17 protein-coding genes are annotated in these 17,522 nt (G+C 65.7%); 7 read left to right on the top strand and 10 right to left on the bottom strand.

The genetic code is table 11. The features are described from left to right. The first annotated feature begins 49 nt into the window (after nt 1–49). Nucleotides 50–916: a cell envelope integrity EipB family protein gene (locus RPPS3_RS16125; RefSeq protein WP_107344991.1), complete on the top strand. Its 867-nt coding sequence runs from the start codon at nt 50–52 to the stop codon at nt 914–916. Nucleotides 917–1,037: 121 nt separating this feature from the next. Here the strand turns inward: RPPS3_RS16125 and RPPS3_RS16120 are convergent, their stop codons facing one another. Continuing rightward, the gene (locus tag RPPS3_RS16120; RefSeq protein WP_107344990.1) at nt 1,038–2,333 is read right to left on the bottom strand and encodes a DNA polymerase IV; all 1,296 of its coding nucleotides are present in this window, start codon (nt 2,331–2,333) and stop codon (nt 1,038–1,040) included. Then, nucleotides 2,330–2,629, bottom strand: coding sequence for a DUF3572 domain-containing protein (locus RPPS3_RS16115; RefSeq protein ID WP_107344989.1), 300 nt, complete (start codon nt 2,627–2,629; stop codon nt 2,330–2,332). The genes RPPS3_RS16120 and RPPS3_RS16115 overlap by 4 nt, the downstream gene beginning before the upstream one ends. A 126-nt stretch (nt 2,630–2,755) precedes the next feature. On the opposite strand from RPPS3_RS16115, the gene RPPS3_RS16110 reads away from it, so the two are divergent. Genes RPPS3_RS16110 through RPPS3_RS16095 form a run of 4 tightly spaced genes read left to right on the top strand, consistent with a single transcriptional unit; the run spans nt 2,756 to nt 5,250 of the window. Continuing rightward, complete coding sequence (locus RPPS3_RS16110) at nt 2,756–3,121, top strand: response regulator (protein ID WP_011158678.1); 366 nt, start codon at nt 2,756–2,758, stop codon at nt 3,119–3,121. 10 nt (nt 3,122–3,131) lie between these two features. After that, nucleotides 3,132–4,505, top strand: a complete 1,374-nt coding sequence (locus tag RPPS3_RS16105; protein ID WP_107344988.1) for a PleD family two-component system response regulator — start codon at nt 3,132–3,134, stop codon at nt 4,503–4,505. Between the two features lie 48 nt (nt 4,506–4,553). Continuing rightward, complete coding sequence (locus tag RPPS3_RS16100) at nt 4,554–4,856, top strand: type II toxin-antitoxin system HigB family toxin (RefSeq protein ID WP_199852147.1); 303 nt, start codon at nt 4,554–4,556, stop codon at nt 4,854–4,856. A 10-nt stretch (nt 4,857–4,866) separates the two neighbouring features. Beyond that, nucleotides 4,867–5,250, top strand: a complete 384-nt coding sequence (locus tag RPPS3_RS16095; protein WP_107344986.1) for a helix-turn-helix domain-containing protein — start codon at nt 4,867–4,869, stop codon at nt 5,248–5,250. Between the two features lie 116 nt (nt 5,251–5,366). On the opposite strand, the gene rpmG is transcribed toward RPPS3_RS16095, so the two are convergent. Next, on the bottom strand, nt 5,367–5,534 hold the full coding sequence (gene rpmG / locus RPPS3_RS16090; protein WP_011158674.1) for a 50S ribosomal protein L33: 168 nt from the start codon (nt 5,532–5,534) through the stop codon (nt 5,367–5,369). A 296-nt stretch (nt 5,535–5,830) separates the two neighbouring features. Here rpmG and RPPS3_RS16085 point away from each other — a divergent pair, with 296 nt between their 5' ends. Continuing rightward, the gene (locus RPPS3_RS16085) at nt 5,831–7,078 is read left to right on the top strand and encodes an MFS transporter (protein ID WP_107344985.1); all 1,248 of its coding nucleotides are present in this window, start codon (nt 5,831–5,833) and stop codon (nt 7,076–7,078) included. Between the two features lie 33 nt (nt 7,079–7,111). Here the strand turns inward: RPPS3_RS16085 and RPPS3_RS16080 are convergent, their stop codons facing one another. The 4 genes from RPPS3_RS16080 to topA all read right to left on the bottom strand — a co-directional run bounded on the left by RPPS3_RS16080 (nt 7,112) and on the right by topA (nt 13,448). Further along, complete coding sequence (locus tag RPPS3_RS16080) at nt 7,112–7,867, bottom strand: NUDIX hydrolase (RefSeq protein WP_107344984.1); 756 nt, start codon at nt 7,865–7,867, stop codon at nt 7,112–7,114. A gap of 69 nt (nt 7,868–7,936) precedes the next feature. Further along, the gene (locus tag RPPS3_RS16075) at nt 7,937–8,365 is read right to left on the bottom strand and encodes a DUF983 domain-containing protein (RefSeq protein ID WP_107344983.1); all 429 of its coding nucleotides are present in this window, start codon (nt 8,363–8,365) and stop codon (nt 7,937–7,939) included. Continuing rightward, entirely contained in the window at nt 8,365–10,710 is a 2,346-nt protein-coding gene (rnr, locus tag RPPS3_RS16070; protein WP_107344982.1) for a ribonuclease R, read from the bottom strand. The genes RPPS3_RS16075 and rnr overlap by 1 nt, the downstream gene beginning before the upstream one ends. A 2-nt stretch (nt 10,711–10,712) precedes the next feature. Next, nucleotides 10,713–13,448 carry a type I DNA topoisomerase gene (gene topA, locus RPPS3_RS16065; RefSeq protein ID WP_107344981.1) on the bottom strand — a complete coding sequence of 912 codons (2,736 nt, stop codon included), beginning with the start codon at nt 13,446–13,448 and terminating at the stop codon, nt 10,713–10,715. A 246-nt stretch (nt 13,449–13,694) separates the two neighbouring features. On the opposite strand from topA, the gene RPPS3_RS16060 reads away from it, so the two are divergent. Then, nucleotides 13,695–13,910: a hypothetical protein gene (locus RPPS3_RS16060; protein WP_107344980.1), complete on the top strand. Its 216-nt coding sequence runs from the start codon at nt 13,695–13,697 to the stop codon at nt 13,908–13,910. A gap of 256 nt (nt 13,911–14,166) precedes the next feature. On the opposite strand, the gene dprA is transcribed toward RPPS3_RS16060, so the two are convergent. From dprA to RPPS3_RS16045, 3 genes are all read right to left on the bottom strand, one after another. Continuing rightward, nucleotides 14,167–15,303 carry a DNA-processing protein DprA gene (gene dprA, locus RPPS3_RS16055; protein WP_107344979.1) on the bottom strand — a complete coding sequence of 379 codons (1,137 nt, stop codon included), beginning with the start codon at nt 15,301–15,303 and terminating at the stop codon, nt 14,167–14,169. A 129-nt stretch (nt 15,304–15,432) separates the two neighbouring features. Then, nucleotides 15,433–16,044, bottom strand: a complete 612-nt coding sequence (plsY, locus tag RPPS3_RS16050) for a glycerol-3-phosphate 1-O-acyltransferase PlsY (protein WP_199852146.1) — start codon at nt 16,042–16,044, stop codon at nt 15,433–15,435. 174 nt (nt 16,045–16,218) lie between these two features. Beyond that, on the bottom strand, nt 16,219–17,520 hold the full coding sequence (locus RPPS3_RS16045; protein ID WP_107344977.1) for a dihydroorotase: 1,302 nt from the start codon (nt 17,518–17,520) through the stop codon (nt 16,219–16,221). Nucleotides 17,521–17,522 lie beyond the last annotated feature (2 nt).

Raw genomic sequence — 17,522 nt, 5'->3', positions numbered from 1 at the left:
CGACTCCGGCCGCTGCTTATTTTAATCCGACCGTTATCAGGGAGACGACATGCCCGTGTCACGACAGACGACGCGACCGAGCCGGGGACTGCTGGCAATCGTGGCGGCCTTCGCCATGTCGAGCGGATCGGCAGCCATTGCCGGCCCCGCGATCAACTTCCTGCCGCACCAGGCGCTGTACGACCTCAGCCTGGTGAAGACCCGCAACAACGCCTCGATCAGCACGGTGCGCGGCCGCATCCTGTACAATTTCTCCGGCAACGCCTGCGAAGGCTATACCTCCGATTTCCGCCAGGTCTCGGAGATCCAGAGCGGCGAGGGCAAGAACACGCTCAGCGATCTGCGTTCGTCGAGCTGGGAGGACGCCGCCGGCAAGAGCTACCGGTTCAAGATCGGCACCCGGATGGACGACTCCAAGGAGAGCGACGTCGACGGCATGGCCGAGCGCACCGGCGATCATATCACGGTGAAGCTGAAGCAGCCGGTGCAGAAGACGTTCGAACTCGACGGCTCGACCGTGTTCCCGACCGAGCAGATCGAACGCATCATCGAAGCCGCGCGCGCCGGCAAGTCGCTGCTGAACCTGTCAGTATATGACGGCTCGGACAACGGCGAGAAGGTCTACAATACGCTGACGGTGATCGGCCAGCCGATCAAGGGCAGCGGCGCGGTGGCGTCGCCCGATCCGTCCACCAATGACGATGCGATGAAGGCGCTGACGCGCTGGCCGGTGACGGTGAGCTACTACGATCGCGACGCCAAGTCCGCCACCGGCGAACAGACGCCGGTCTATGCGATGTCGTTCGAACTCTACGAGAACGGCGTATCGCGTTCGCTGGTGCTCGACTACAACGACTTCGTCCTCGCTGGCGCGATGGGCAAGCTCGAGGTCAAGTCCGACAAGCCGTGTAAGTAACAAGGCCCTCGCGATCCGTTATTGCGAGGAGTATCGCGACGAAGCAGTCCATCTGTGCGTGCGTAACGCTCCTGGATGGCTTCGCTGCTCTCGCAATCGCGCGCCTTCGGGCTGATCTCCGTCATCCCTGCGGCTTCTGCACCCGATCGAATGCGATGCCGCGGATCACCGCGGCGTCGCCGAACTTCTTGCGCAGGTCGTCGATCGCGCGTTCGGCGTGGGCGGAGCGGCGGTCGAGCATGTCGTCCTCCGCCGGGCCGGTCTGCTCGGTCAGCGCGCTGACGCCGGTGCCGATCAGCCGGAACGCGGTGCCGTCGACTTCCTTGCTTAGCATCTCGCGCGACACCGAGAAGATCCGGTTGGCCATTTGGGTCGGCGCGTGGATGGTCTGGGCACGGGTGCGCTGGCGGAAATCGGCGGTCTTTAGTTTCAAAGTAATGGTCGAGCCGGAGAGGGCGGCGCTTTTCAGCCGCGACGACACCTTCTCCGACAGCCGCCACAGGATCTTCTCCAGCGTCGCAAGGTCGCGGATGTCGTCCTCGAAGGTGGTCTCGTTGGAAATCGATTTGGCGCCGCGATCAGGCACCACCTTGCGGTCATCGATGCCGCGCGCCAGCCTCCACAACCGCCGACCTTCGTCGCCGAACTGCCGCATCAGCTCGATCTCATCGGCGCGCTGCAGATCGGCGATGGTGCGGAAGCCGCGACTTGCCAGCCGCGACGCGGTGGCCGGGCCGACCCCGAAGATGAAGCCGACCGGCCGCGGCGCCAACATCTCGCGGGCTTCGTCCTGATCGAGCGCGGCGAAGCCACGCGGCTTGTCGAGATCGGACGCGATCTTGGCGAGGAACTTGTTACACGACAGCCCGACCGAGACGGTGACGCCGATGTCGCGCTCGACCTCGCGGGCGAACTTCGCCAGCACCTTGGCGGGGATCATGCCGTGCATCCGCTCGGTGCCGGCCAGGTCGAGGAACGCCTCGTCGATCGACAGCGGCTCGACCAGCGGCGTCAGCGCCCGCATCGCTTGCCGCACCTCGCGGCCGACCCGGACATACTTCGCCATGTCGGGCCGCACCACCGACGCCGAGGGGCACAGCGCCAGCGCCTTGAACATCGGCATCGCCGAGCGCACCCCAAAGGTACGGGCGATGTAGCAGGCCGCCGAGACCACGCCGCGGTTGCCGCCGCCGACGATCACCGGCTTGTCGGCAAGCTCCGGATTGTCGCGCTTCTCCACCGTCGCATAGAACGCGTCGCAGTCGATATGAGCGAGCGACAGAGTTCCGAGCGACTGGTGCCGCAGCAGGCGCGGCGACCCGCAGGCCGTGCAGCGCCGCGCCTCGGCGCGCTGGTCGGCGAGGCAATCCCGGCAGAAGCCGGGCGCAGTCCGTGTGCCTGGGTCGTCGCCGCTCACGGCGTGTCACGCTCCCATGGCTTGTCCTCCAGCACCTGCAGGGCTGCAGCGACGTTGGTGGGGTGAAGCTGGACCGAGTCGGCGAACGCTTTTGCGGTGGCGTCGTCGCGCAGCACGAAGTTGAGCACGCTGATCAGGAACTGCGGATCGGCGGCGGAACTGCGCAGAGTCTCCGGGCCGATCCCGGTCTCAGCGAGAAACAGACCGAGCCGCTCGGGCTCTCCCGCGATGAAGGATAGCGCCTGAATCGCCACGATTTCAGCCGCTTGGCGAGGATCTTGAAGCCGCTTTCGCATCGGTTGTGTTTGCCTTTCCGTAACTTCTCGTCTCTATTTTATTCAATCATGCCCGAGTCTTGCGGCTTGTCGAACGATCGCGGGCCGCCGGCCCGGGCATTTTAGTGCGAGTAGTGGAGGGGCGGGATGGCGAAAACCGTCCTGATCGTCGAAGACAACGAGCTCAATATGAAGCTCTTTCGCGACTTGCTGGAGGCCCATGGCTACCAGACGGCGGGAACGAGCAACGGTTATGAAGCGCTCGACCTGGTTCGCAAGCTGCGCCCCGATCTGATCCTGATGGACATCCAACTGCCGCAGGTGTCCGGGCTCGAAGTCACGCGCTGGATCAAGGACGATGCCGAACTCCGTCACATTCCGGTGGTAGCCGTCACCGCATTCGCGATGAAGGGCGACGAGGAGCGAATCCGCGAAGGCGGCTGCGAAGCCTATTTGTCGAAGCCGATCTCGGTCGGCAAGTTCATCGAGACGGTCCGGCGGTTCATCGGCTAGGAGTGGTATCGTGTCAGCGCGTATCTTGGTGGTCGACGACATCCCGGCGAACGTCAAGCTGCTCGAAGACCGGTTGTCGGCCGAGTATTTCGACGTCATCACCGCATCGAACGGCATTCAGGCGCTGGAGATCTGCCAGCGCGCCGAATGCGACATCGTGCTGCTCGATGTGATGATGCCGGACATGGACGGCTTCGAAGTCTGTCGCCGGCTGAAGTCAAATCCGAAGACGCATTTCATCCCGGTGGTGATGGTGACGGCGCTCGACAGCCCGGCCGATCGCGTGCGCGGCCTCGAGGCGGGCGCCGATGATTTCCTCACCAAGCCGGTGTCCGACGTCGTGCTGATCGCACGGGTGCGGTCGCTGACCCGGCTGAAGATGATGACCGACGAGCTGCGGATGCGGGCGATCACTTCGCTCGAAATCGGCATGCAGGCGCCGGAGCGCGAAGCCGTCGCCGATCAGGGAAAAGGCGGCCGCATTCTGCTGGTCGACGACCGGCCGTCGTCCTACGAGCGGCTGGCGCCGCTGCTCAGCGCCGAGCACGACGTCGACGTCGAGACCAATCCTTCGGAGGCGCTGTTCCACGCCGCCGACGGCAATTACGACCTGCTGATCGTGTCGCTGGGGCTGGAGAATTTCGACGGGCTGCGGCTGTGCAGCCAAGCGCGCTCGCTGGAGCGCACCCGGCATGTGCCGATCCTCGCGATCGCCGATGCCGAGAACAATGCGCGGCTGCTGCGCGGGCTCGAGATCGGCGTGAACGACTATCTGCTGCGGCCGGTCGACAAGAACGAATTGATGGCGCGGGCGCGGACCCAGATCCGCCGCCGCCGCTACACCGATCATCTGCGCGACAATGTGCAGCATTCGATCGAAATGGCGATCACCGACGGTCTCACCGGGCTGCACAATCGGCGCTACATGGAGAGCCATCTGGCGACGCTCGCCGAGCAGGCGGGCGCACGCGGCAAGCCGCTGGCGCTTATGATCCTCGACATCGACTTCTTCAAGTCGATCAACGACAGCTATGGCCACGATGCCGGCGACGACGTGCTGCGCGAGTTCGCGCTGCGGATCAAGAAGTCGATCCGCGGCATCGATCTCGCTTGCCGCTACGGCGGCGAGGAATTCGTGATCGTGATGCCGGAGACCGATCTGCACGTCGCCCAAATGGTGGCCGAGCGGCTGCGCCGCGCCATCGCTGGCGAGCCGTTTGCAGTCGAGAAGGGCGCGCGCCGGATCGAGGTCACGATTTCGATCGGGCTGTCGACGCTGGAGCGCAAGGGCGAGCCGATCCCCGACCTGCTGAAACGCGCCGACACCGCGCTGTACCGGGCCAAGCACGACGGCCGCAATCGCGTGGTCGCCGCGGCGGCGTAATGCCGCCTCTGGCATTGTTCCCAAAATGGGAACGTGCTACTAACGAGGATGCGTCTGATCGCCCGCAACGTGCTGGTCGAGTTCTGGGGCAAACACCCGGAAGCCAAGCCATCTGTCGAGCGTTGGTACGCGTTGATCAGGGCGGCAGGCTGGACCTCAACCGACGACGTTCAGAAGGCCGCGCCCAAGGCCAAAGTGCTCAATCGTGAGCGCGTCAGATTCGAGATCGCTGGCGGCAATTTTCGATTGGTGGCCGCCTTCGATTTCCGTCGTCAGATCGCGTTTGTGAAGTTCATCGGGACGCACGCCGAATACGATCGGATCGATGCGTTGACCGTGTCGCAATTCTGAGGAGATCGCTGTGGACCTTCGCCCGATCCGGACTGACGAGGATCACCGCGCCGCACTGGCCGCGATCGAAGCTTGCTGGGGGGCGCCGGAAGGATCGGAAGAGGGCGATAGGCTCGATGTCCTGTTGGCGCTGGTCGAGCTTTATGAAGCAAAAAGGTGGCCGATCGCGATTGGCGAAGAACAGGACCCGGTCGATGTACTGCAATACGCCATCGACGAACTCGGACATACGCAGACTGAGTTGGCCGAACTTCTCGGCTCGCGGTCGCGAGCGTCCGAGGTGCTGTCGCGTCGTCGCGCACTCACCGTCGAGATGATCCGCAAGATCGCGAACGCCTGGAAAATTCCCGCCGACCTTCTGGTTCGGCCTTACAAAACCGAACACGCAGCCTGAGACCGGCCGCTCCACGTGGAGTTCAACCGCAGCCTCATCCCTGCTGGAGCAGGCAGCAAATAGAAACGGGGCCCGAAGGCCCCGCGGAAGGAATGCCGTCAGCAGGCCGAAGCGGCTTACTTGATCTTGGCTTCCTTGAACTCGACGTGCTTGCGCGCGACCGGGTCGTACTTCTTCTTGACCATCTTGTCGGTCATGGTGCGCGAGTTCTTCTTCGTCACGTAATAGAACCCGGTGTCGGCCGTCGACACGAGCTTGATCTTGATGGTGACCGCCTTGGCCATGATCTCAAACCTCGAATTTCGGAATAAACAGGCGAGGTCGAACGTCAGGACCCGCGTTTGGCCGGCAAACTAGCCACGGCTGCCCGAAAGTCAAGGTTCTCTGCAGGGATAGGCGACCGGGATCGACGAAATCGCCTCCAAGCCCTGAAATTCGCACCCAAAGCGGCCAAAAGCCGGGCAAATCCGACAAGACAGCGTTCCGCGCATCGCAGATCTTCCTACGGCCGCCCTCGATTTCGGAGCGCTGCGACCCATCTTCGGAACCTCGACCCCGATTCTGTCACGAAAGGCCCCAGATGAGCGTCAGTGAGCCGGCCCTGCGCATTGCGGAGAATTCTCAACCCGAACCTCCACCGAAGCCGGGATCCTGCGGGGCAGCGCTGCCGGGTCCGGCGATGAGCGCGGGGCTGACGTTGGCAATGGCCGCTGCCGCGGGCATCAGCGTCTCCAACATCTATTACAACCAGCCGATGCTGGGGGTGATCGAGCGCGACCTCGGCAACCCCGCGCTCACCGGGATGATTCCGACCGCCACCCAGCTCGGTTATGCGGTCGGGCTGTTCCTGCTGGTGCCGCTCGGCGACCTGACCGACCGCCGGCGGCTGATCACCGGGCAGTTCGTGCTCCTGGCGGTCGCGGCCGCGCTGGTGGCGTTGGCGCCGTCAGCCTGGCTGATCATCGCCGCGTCGCTGGCGCTCGGCGCCTGCGCGTCGGTGGCGCAGCAGGTTGTGCCGTTTGCCGCGGCGTTGGCGGCGCCGGAGCGCCGCGGCAAGACCATCGGCCTGGTGATGGCCGGGCTGTTGTGCGGCATCCTGCTCAGCCGGACGGTGGCAGGATTTGTGGCCGGTCACCTCGGCTGGCGGGAGATGTTCTGGCTGGCGGTGCCGGCGGCGCTCGGTACTGCGGCGCTGATGGCGTGGCTGCTGCCGCGCCATCACGGTCACCTCGACATCAGCTATGGAGCGGCTCTGAAGTCGCTGGCTTCGTTATGGCGTCAGCAGCCGGATCTGCGGCGAGGGACCGCGGTGCAGGCGGCGCTGTTCGCGTCCTTCAGCGTGTTCTGGACGGTGCTGGCGCTGCATCTGCAGGAGCCGAAGTTCGGGCTTGGGGCCGAGGCCGCGGGCCTGTTCGGCCTCGTCGGCGTCGTCGGGGTATTCGCGGCGCCGATCTCCGGCCGGATCGCGGATAGAAGCGGGCCGGGCCCGGTGATCGCGCTCGGCGCCGCGCTGGTTTTGGTGGCGTGGATGTTGTTCGGGCTGTGGGGCAGCATCGCCGGACTGCTGATCGGCGTGGTGGTGATGGATTTCGGCCTGCAGGGCGCGCTGATTTCCAACCAGCACATCGTCTACGCGCTGGTGCCGGAAGCGCGAAACCGGCTCAACACCGTGTTCATGACCGGGATGTTCATCGGCGGATCGATCGGCTCGGCCGGCGCGGCCTTCGCCTGGGCGCACGGGGGCTGGACGGTAGTGAGCCTCTACGGCGGCGCGCTGGCGGCGATCGCCTTGCTGCTGGAACTAACGGCACGGTGGTCGCGCCGTTAGTTCGAGTGTGCTGGTGAGATGCAGGCCGGGCGCTCAGCCGCCCGGTAGCATGTCCTTCTGCATCTTGCCGCCGTAGAAGTGGAAGAACGGCAGCGCGGCGTCGTGGCGCAGCGGACCGGTGGCAAGCCGGCGATCGAGTTCGCCGAGCACGTTCTTGGTCATCGGATGCAGATCGGCGAGCGGCTTGGAGCCGAGCTCGACCCACACCAGCTCGACCAGCTCGGCATCCGCATGCACCACGCCCTCGACGCGGTGTGCGATTGCCGAAGCATCGGCGGTGAAGAAGCGGGTGTCGAACCGCTTGATGCGGCCGGGCGGAGTGATCGCGCGCGCGATCAGAAACAGGCCGGACGGATCGGGCAGCAGGCCGGCTTCGGCGAAAGGCTGCCACGGACCGTCCAGCTTCGCTTTGGTTTCAGTCTTGCAGCCGAGGCACAGCCCGGTCTCTTCGCAGGCTTCGCGGATCGCCGCGATCGCCAGCGCGCGGGCGCGGGACGGCGTGGTCTTCGGGCTGCCTTTCAGCAGATTGGCTTCGAGCTCCGGCGGGATCGGCGCTGCGACCGGGACCCGGACGTCGCTTTTGTCGACGCGGCCGCCGGGAAACACGAACTTGCCGGGCATGAACACGACGTTGTCGTGGCGCTTGCCGACCAGCACCTTCGGCGTCGAGCCGCTGCGGTCCACCAGGATCAGCGTCGCGGCGTCCTTGGGGCGGAAATAGGGGTGGTGGCTGGCTTCCTGGTGATCCTGCTCGACCTTCGGTTCGGTCTGTGTCGCGGATTCGGTCATATCGCTCCCGTTGTCGTTTCTTGTTGGTGTTGTTGTTCGTCGTTGTGCCGCCGCGTGGGAATCGCGCCGTCAGTGGTCCGGGTTGGTCTCGTCGAAGCCGTGCATCCGGAATGCCCATTGCAATCCGACCACGGCGCCTTTGACCGGCTGCAGCAATAGCAGCGAAGCCAGCAGGGTGAAAGGCAGGTAGATCGCCAGCTGCAATTCCACCGGCGGCGCGTAATGCGTCTCGATCGACAGCGCGATCGGCACCACGATGTGGCCGACGATGACGATTACAAGATAAGCGGGAAGGTCGTCGGCACGGTGGCCGGTGAAGTCCTGGCCGCACTGTGTGCAGCTGTCAGCGGTCTTGAGGAACGCGCGAAACATCCGGCCTTCGCCGCAGTTCGGGCAGCGGCCGCGGAAGCCACGCCACATCGCCTGCCAGACGTTGCGCTGCTGCGACGGGGCGGATTGCGGAGGCCAGACGATCGGCTCGCGGGTCAGCGTGCTCATCAGCGTTTTCCTCTCCCGGACTTGGTTTTTTGTTTCGGCTTGGCGGTTTTTCGCGGCTTCACCCGTCCGGGCTTGGCGCGCGCCGTCTTGCCGTTCTCGGTTTTCAGCTTGGCCTTGCTCTTCCCCTTGGTCTTGCGTGCAGTCTTGCGGTGCGTGAATTCGACGCTGGCGTTGCTCACCAGCTCGAACCGCAGCGCGCCGGCCACCGGTGCAGCTTCCACCAGCTTGACGTCGACCACATCCCCCAGCCGGTGCATGGCCCCGCTGCGCGAGCCGATGAGCGCATGGCGGGTTTCGTCGTAGTTGTAATACTCGTCGCCGAGCGAGCGGATCGGGATTAGCCCGTCAGCGCCGGTGTCGCTCAGCTTGACGAACAGGCCGGCCTTGGTGACGCCGGAGACGCGGCCCTGGAACGTGGCGCCGATCCGGTCGGCGAGATGATGCGCGATCAGCCGGTCGACCGTCTCGCGCTCGGCCTTCATCGCGCGCCGCTCGGTAAGCGAGATCTGCGCGGCGACTTCCGCCAGCGTCTCGGTGGTCTCGCTCGGCGGCAGCGCGCCGTCGCCGAGATCGAGCGCGCGGATCAGCGCGCGATGCACCACGAGATCGGCGTAGCGGCGGATCGGCGAGGTGAAGTGTGCGTAGCGACGCAGATTGAGGCCGAAGTGGCCATAATTCTCGGCGGCATACTCGGCTTGCGCCTGCGACCGCAGCACCACCTCGTTGACCAGCGGCTCGGAATCCTCGCCTTTGACCATCGCCAGAATGCGGTTGAACTGCGCCGGCCGCAGCGCACCTTGCTTGGCGAACGACAGATCGAGCGTCTTCAGGAAGTCGACGAGGTTGTGGACCTTCTCGACGCTGGGCTCATCGTGAACCCGGTAGATCAGCGGCAGCGCCTTCTTCTCCAACATCTCGGCGGCTGCGACGTTGGCGAGGATCATGAACTCCTCGATCAGCCGGTGCGCGTCGAGCCGCTCCGGCACGATGACGCGGTCGACAGTGCCGTCCGGCTTCAGGATGATCTTGCGCTCGGGCAGATCGAGGTCGAGCGGATCGCGCTCGTCACGGCCGCGCTTCACCACCGCGTAGGCTTCGTAAAGCGGCTTCAGGATGGTTTCGAGCAGCGGGCCGGTGATGTCGTCGGGCTTGCCGTCGATCGCGGCCTGGGCCTGTGCGTAGCTCAGCTTTGCCGCCGAGCGCATCAGCACGCGGTGGAACGAATGCGAGCGCTTGTGCCCCTGCGCGTCGATCACCATGCGGACGGCAAGAGCGCCGCGCGCGTCGCCCGGCTTCAGCGAACACAGATCGTTGGAGATCCGCTCCGGCAGCATCGGCACGACGCGGTCGGGAAAGTACACCGAATTGCCGCGGCGCAGCGCGTCGCGGTCGAGTGCCGAGCCGGGGCGCACGTAGTAAGCGACGTCGGCGATCGCGACATGCAGGATGACGCCGCCTTTGTTGTTCGGATCCGGATCAGGCTCGGCGTGGACGGCGTCGTCGTGGTCCTTGGCGTCGGGCGGATCGATCGTCACCAGTGGCAGATCGCGCCAGTCTTCGCGGCCCTTCAGCGTCGCCGGCTCCGCGGCTTCGGACTCGCGGATCGCGGAGGTAGAGAATTCCTGCGGGATATCGTGGGTGTGGATCGCGATCAGGCTGATCGCCTTTTCGCTGGCCAGCGAACCGAGCCGTTCCTTGACGCGGCCTGAGGCGAGGCCATAGCCGCGGGTGCGGATCAGGTCGACGCTGACGAGATCGCCATCCTGCGCGCCGCCGGCATCGTGCGCCGCGATGTTGAGTTCGCGGCCGGCCTGCTTCTTGTCGACCGGCACCATCCGGCCGCCACCTTGCGGCAGCGCGCGGAAGATGCCGAGGATACGGGCCTTGCCGCGCTCGAGGACACGGATGACACGGCCGACATAAGCGGGGCCGGCCTCGCGCGGATCGGCGGTCTCGACATGCAACAGCGCGCGATCACCAACGCCTGCTGCGGTGCCGGGCTTGATCCGGCGCGGCGTATGGATGCGGATCTTCGGCGCGTCGCCGTCCTGCTCGTCCCATTCGGACGGGGTGGCGATCAGTTCGCCGTCGGCGTCGCGCGAGACGATATCGGCGAGCAGGGTCGGTGGCAGCGTGGCGGGCTCCGACACCTTGCGGCGGCCGCTCTTGCGAATACTGCCGCCGTCGGCGAGCTCGCGCAGCATGCGCTTCAGCTCGGCGCGATCGGCATTCTTCAGGCCGTATTCGCGCGCGATCTCCCGGGTCCCGACCTTGCCGGGGTGGGCACGGATGAAGGCGAGGAGAGTGGCCTTGTCCGGAAACTTCGCGTCGCGCGGCTTGCTCACATCTATCCGTTCTTGGCGGCGCTACCCTTGGCCGCGTCTTTAGGCTCGGCGGCCTTCTTCGCTGCTGTCTTTGCGGCGACAGGCGCGCGCGCCTTGCTGGCGGCGGCGCCTTCAGCTTTCGGCTTGGCCTTCTTGGCAGCCGCCTTTTTCGCGGGCTTGGCTTCACCGTCGGCATCGGCCTTTTTGGCCGCGGCTTTCTTGGCCGGCGCCTTCTTGGCCTTGCCGCCGCCCTTGGCGGCGCGCTCGTCGAGCAGCGCGATCGCTTCGGGCAGGGTGATGGTGTCTTCGGTTTTGTCGGAAGGGATCGTCGCGTTGACGCCGCCGGCGGTGACGTACGCACCGTAGCGGCCCTTCTTCACAGCGACGGCACCGAGGCTCGGATGATCGCCGAGCGCCTTGCCGGGATCGGAGCCGAACCGCCGCTTGCTCGGGCCCTTGGCGATTTTCTCGGCGATCAGCGTCACCGCGCGATTGAGGCCGATGGTGTGCACATCGTCGCCGGCCTCGAGGCTGGCGTAGGTCTTTTCGTGCTGCACATAGGGCCCGAACCGGCCGATGCCGGCCTTGATCGGCTGGCCGGTCTCCGGGTGCTTGCCGACTTCGCGTGGCAACGCGAGCAGCTTCAGCGCCATTTCGAGATCGACGTCGGACGGCGAGGTGCCCTTCGGGATGCCGGCCCGCTTCGGCTTTTCGCCCTCGGCGTAGTCCTTGGCCTCGCCGAGCTGGATGTAGGGGCCGAACCGGCCGGACTTCACCGCGACCTCGAGGCCGCTGTCGGGATCGGTGCCGAGCACACGATCGGCATCCCCGGCGCTGTCGGAAGCGAGCGGCCGGGTGTAGCGGCATTCCGGATAGTTCGAGCAACCGACGAAGGCGCCGAATTTGCCGGCTTTCAGATTGAGCTTGCCGGTGCCGCAGCTCGGGCACTGCCGCGGATCGCCGCCGTCCTCGCGCGCCGGATAGATGTGCGGGCCGAGCATCTCGTCGAGCACGTCGAGCACCTGGGCGACGCGCAGGTCCTTGATCTCGTCGACCGCGCCGATGAAGTCGCGCCAGAAGTCGCTCAGCACCTGTTTCCAGGACACTTCATTATTGGAGATGCGGTCGAGGTCTTCTTCGAGCCCGGCGGTGAAGTCGTATTCGACGTAGCGGGTGAAGAAGCTCTCCAGGAACGCGACCACGACGCGGCCCTTGTCCTCGCCATGTAGCCGCTTCTTTTCCAGCCGGACGTAGCCGCGATCCTTCAGTACCTGCAGAATGGAGGCATAGGTCGAGGGCCGGCCGATTCCGAGCTCTTCCATCCGCTTCACCAGCGAGGCTTCGGAAAACCGCGGCGGCGGTTCGGTGAAATGCTGCGTGACGGCGAGGGTCTCGCGCTTCAGCGCCTCGTTCTCGGTCATCGCGGGGAGGCGGCGGGAATCCTCGTCCTCGGAATCGTCGTCGCGGCCTTCCTGATAGGCGGCGAGGAAGCCATCGAACTTCACCACCTGGCCGGTGGCGCGCAGCTCCAGCAAGCGCGACCCGGCTTTCGCCTCGATGTCGACGGTGGTGCGCTCCAGCTCGGCGGACTCCATCTGGCTGGCGACGGTGCGGATCCAGATCAGTTCGTACAACCGGGCCTGGTCGGAATCGAGGTTGCGGCTGACGTCGGACGGCCGGCGCGACAGGTCGGTTGGGCGGATCGCTTCGTGGGCTTCCTGTGCGTTCTTGGCCTTGGCGGTGTATTGGCGCGGCGCTTCCGGCACATAGGCGCTGCCGAAATCCTCGGCGATCACCTTGCGCGCCTGGGTGATGGCGGACGGATCGATCTGCACACCGTCGGTACGCATATAAGTAATGAGTCCGACGGTCTCGCCGCCGATATCGACACCTTCGTACAGCCGCTGCGCCACCCGCATGGTGTGGGCCGGCGGGAAGCCGAGCTTGCGGCTGGCTTCCTGCTGCAGCGTCGAGGTGGTGAACGGCGCGTAGGGGTTGCGGCGCGCCGGCTTGGCTTCGACGGTGGCGACCCGGAAGTTCGCCGCCTCGATTGCCTTCTTGAAGTCTTCGGCCTCGGCGCCCGTGCCGATGTCGAGCCGCTGGATCTTCCTGCCGTCGGCGCCGACCAGGCGGGCCTCGAAGGTCTCGCCGCGCGGCGTCGCCAGGGTGGCGATCAGCGACCAGTACTCGCGGGGGACGAACTTCTCGATTTCCGTTTCGCGGTCGCACACCAGGCGCAGCGCCACCGACTGCACACGGCCGGCGGACCGCGCGCCCGGCAGCTTGCGCCACAGCACGGGGGAGAGGGTAAAGCCGACCAGATAGTCGAGCGCCCGGCGCGCCATGTAGGCGTCGACCAGAGCGCCGTCGATCTGGCGTGGGTGCTTCATCGCGTCGGTGACCGACTGCTTGGTGATGGCGTTGAACACGACGCGCTCGACCTGTTGGTCCTTGAGCGCACGCTTCTGCTTCATCACCTCCAGCACGTGCCAGGAGATCGCCTCACCCTCGCGATCAGGGTCGGTGGCGAGGATCAGCTTGTCCGCACTCTTCAGAGCTTTGGCGATGTCGTTGAGCCGGCTCGCGGCTTTCGGGTCGACTTCCCAGATCATTTGGAAGTCGGCGTCCGGGTCGACCGATCCGTTCTTCGCCGGCAAGTCGCGCACGTGCCCGAACGAGGCCAGAACCTCGTAGGACGAGCCGAGATATTTGTTGATCGTCTTGGCCTTCGCGGGCGACTCGACAATGACGAGGTTCATCGCATTCCAAGCATCAGATGAAGAGAAAAAGGCCGGTCTGCGAGACTCGCGCCGGCCAGATTGCCCGGAACATGGGTGGTGACAGGGGCGCTGTCAAATCGCCGCTCGGGCAGGACGCCACATCTTCCGACCACCTGGGCCTGAAATTCACAAAACATAAACCTAGAGATGCACAACCTATGCGTGTATATCGCTCTTCATCCATCTATTTTGGAGTGGATCGATTCCGCCAGGAATGGTGCCCCAATGTCACCGCCGTCCGACAGCAAGAAGAGCTCCCGTTACACCCGTCCCGGCGACGGCGGCCCCGTGGAAGCAGCCCAATACCTGTCAGAAGCGACAGGTCAACTGATTCAGGTCGCCCAGGCGCATCGCCTCGACACTCTCTGTTACCTGCTCGACATGGCGCGGATGGAGGCCCGGGCGATCGTTCGCCGGCGGCGCAATTCCAGCACCGAGTGAACAAGTTCCCTGATCCTGCTGATCCGGCGGGGGTCTTCAGTCTGGTCTCAGATCTTAGGTGAGGTTCTGTGGGGGCCGTTCGGCAGTACAGCGTCGGCCAATGCCGACGCTGTCACGAGGCGGTTGCAGTTTACGTCTAATTAACCGAACCAGTTCACGATTCGAACGTCGGAGCGGGCCGGATGTACGTCCGCTCCTGGACAATGGCTCGAGGCTCACCGCTTCGGGCCGTTGGCTTTTTTGGAAGGCGTTTGCCTCAGCTCAGCGACACCAGCCCGCCGCCATGGCGCTCTAGCCTTCCGGCGAGTTCGAGCTCCAGCAGGACGGTGCGCACCGCCGCCGGTGCGATGCCGCTCAATCGGATCAGGTCGTCGATCCCCACAGGACTTGGGCCGAGCAGCGACAGGATGCGGGTACGGTCTCCGGCGTCGGGCTCGCCGGTGGGCGGAGCGTGCTCCGGCTCGCGGCCGGGCATCTCCAGCGGCCGCTCCAGGATTGATGCGACGGCCGCGACGATGTCGGCGGCCGAGGTGATCAGCGTCGCGCCTTGCTTGATCAGGTCGTTGGTGCCGGCAGCGCGCGGGTCGAGCGGGGAGCCGGGGACGGCGAACACCTCGCGGCCTTGATCTGCGGCGCGCCGAGCGGTGATCAGCGAGCCTGAGCGATAGGCGGCCTCGATTACCGCGACGCCGACGGCCGCGCCGGAAATCAGCCGGTTGCGGCGGGGAAAATCCTTGCCGCGCGGGACGTGGCCGAGCGGCATCTCGGAGATCGCCGCGCCGCGTGCCTGGATGATATCGAGCAGCAGATCCTCGTGCTCGGCCGGATAGATCTTATCGTGACCGCCGGCGAGGACCGCGACGGTGCCGCTGGCCAGGCTCGTCCGATGCGACGCCTGATCGATGCCGCGGGCGAGCCCGGAGATCACCACGAAGCCGCTCGCGCCGAGATCGGCGGCGAGCTGCGCGGCGAATTTCAGGCCGGCGCCGGAGGCATTGCGAGAGCCGACGATCGCGATCATCGGCCGCGCCATCACGGCGAGCGCATCGGGCAGGGCATGAACGCCGAGCAGCGGCGGCGCGTCGTCGATTGTGGTGAGGCGCGGCGGGTAGCCGGGCTCGCCCGGCGCGACCAGCTCGACGCCGATCCGCCTTCCGGCCTCAATCTCGCGCCGTGCCTCGTCCTCGGATGGAATCCGGCCCGCGCGCGCGGCGCCACCGCGCCTGGCGAGTTCAGGAAGCCGCTCCAGCGCAGTGCGCGCCGAGCCGAAATGATTGATTAGCGAGCGGAAGGTGCGAGGGCCGACATTGTCGGCCCGGATCAGCCGCAGCCAATCCACTCGCTGCGCTTCGGTGAGGACGGTCGTCCCCTGATCGCTGCTACGCTCGCCCACATCCGCCCCCGCGAGCGGCAGTGTTGCGCAACTTTAACGTGTGTTCAAGGTCGCCGACAGCGCGGCTGGAGGTATTATCTGATCGCGCCCGCTCAGCGCGATCGGGCGCCTTCGGAACAAGAGCGACGCTTACTTCTTCTGGCCGATCTTGCTCTCGGTGCCGGCCTGCAGCCGCATGATGTTTTCACGGTGCATCCAGAACAGCAGCAGCGTCAGCACGGCGAACAGCGAGGCGAGGGCGTCGTGGCCGAACCACCACAGGAAGATCGGGGTGACGAAGCTCGCCACCAGCGCCGACAGTGACGAGTAGCGGGAGGTGAAGGCCGTCGCTAGCCACATGATGCAGAACACCACCGCAGCCGGCCAGAACAGTCCGATCAGTACGCCGATATAGACGGCGACGCCTTTGCCGCCTTTGAACTTCAGCCACACCGGAAACAGATGGCCGAGGAAGGCGCCGAGCGCCGCCAGCATCGCGGCGTTGGCGGCGATCGCATCGGTGCCGGAGGCGAGATAGGCGGCGAGGATGACGGCGGCGGTGCCCTTCAGCGCATCGAGCAGCAGGGTCGCGGCGGCGAGGCCCTTGCGGCCGGTTCGCAGCACGTTTGTGGCGCCGATATTGCCGGAGCCGATCGAGCGCAGATCCTGGGTGCCGGCGATCTTGGTGAGGATCAGGCCGAACGGGATCGAGCCGAACAGATAACCAATCACCAGCGCGGCGATGTAGATCCCGATCATCACAACTCTCCAAACACTCTAGCGCGGCAATAAAGTCAGACGCTCCCGGTCATTGCGAGGAGCGAAGCGACGAAGCAATCCATTTCTGTGCTCGGTATTTCTGGATTGCTTCGCTGCGCTCGCAATGACGGATCGAAAGGCCTAGTTCAAGCGGCTGACTCAACCAGCCTTCAAATCTCACACATGCTCATAGACGGTGCGGCCGCCGACGATGGTGCGGGTCACCCGGCCGGAGAACCGCGCTTCGTCGAACGGCGTATTCTTGCACTTCGATTTCAATTCGTCCGGATCGACCAGCCACGGCACGTCGGGATCGATCACGATCAGGTCGGCGGGCGCACCGGAGCGCAGCGTGCCGCCGGGCAGGCCGAGCAGTTCGGCCGGACGGGTCGACATCGCGCGGATCAGGCTCAGGAAGTCCAGTTCGCCGGCGTGCACCAGCCGCAACCCGGCCGGCAGCATCGTCTCCAGCCCGATCGCGCCGTCGGCGGCTTCGGCGAACGGCAGCCGCTTGACCTCGACGTCCTGCGGATTGTGATCCGACATCACCACGTCGATCAGCCCGGAGGCGATCGCCGCGATCAGCGCCTTGCGGTCGGCTTCGGTGCGCAGCGGCGGCGCCAGCTTGAGGAAGGTACGATACGGCCCGATGTCGTTCTCGTTCAGCGCAACGTGGTTGATCGAAACCGACGCCGACACCGGCAGGCCAAGGTCGCGGGCGCGCTGCAGGATCTCCAGCGACTCGATGCAGCTCAGCGACGCGGCGTGGTAGCGGCCGCCGGTCAGCATCACTAGGCGAATGTCGCGCTCGAGCATCACCGTCTCGGCGGCGTTGGGGATGCCGGCGAGGCCGAGCCGGGTGGCAAACTCCCCCTCGTTCATCACGCCTTCGCCGACCAGGTCGGGGTCCTCGGTGTGGTGCACGATCAGCGCATCGAAATCGCGCGCGTAGGTCAGCGCGCGGCGCATCACCTGCGCGTTGGTGATGCTGAGGTCACCGTCGCTGAACGCCACCGCGCCGGCGGCCTTCAGCAGACCGATCTCTGTCATCTCCGCGCCGGCCAGACCCTTGGTGACGGCCGCCATCGGATGGATGTTGACGATCGCGGTGTCGCGGGCGCGGCGCATCACGAAGTCGACCGTCGCCGAATTGTCGATCACCGGGTTGGTGTTGGGCTGGCAGACGATGGTGGTGATGCCGCCGGCGGCTGCGGCCTGGCTGGCGGATGCGAAGGTCTCGCGGTGGCTCGCGCCGGGTTCGCCGACGAAGGCGCGCATGTCGACCAGACCGGGCGCGACCACCATGCCGGCGCAGTTGATGATGTCGGTGCCCTCAGGAACGCCGGCAGCACCGATGCCGCGACGGGCATCGCGGATCACGCCGTCGGCGATCAGCACGTCGCCGATGCCGTCGAAGTCGCGTGAGGGGTCGATCAGGCGTGCGTTGGCGAGCAGGATCGGGCGGCGATCGGTCAGCATGT

Source organism: Rhodopseudomonas palustris (assembly GCF_003031265.1).
Classification (GTDB): Bacteria; Pseudomonadota; Alphaproteobacteria; order Rhizobiales; family Xanthobacteraceae; genus Rhodopseudomonas; species Rhodopseudomonas palustris_H.
The sequence above is the reverse complement of the archived record's forward strand: the minus strand, read 5'-3'. Positions and strand labels throughout refer to the sequence as shown.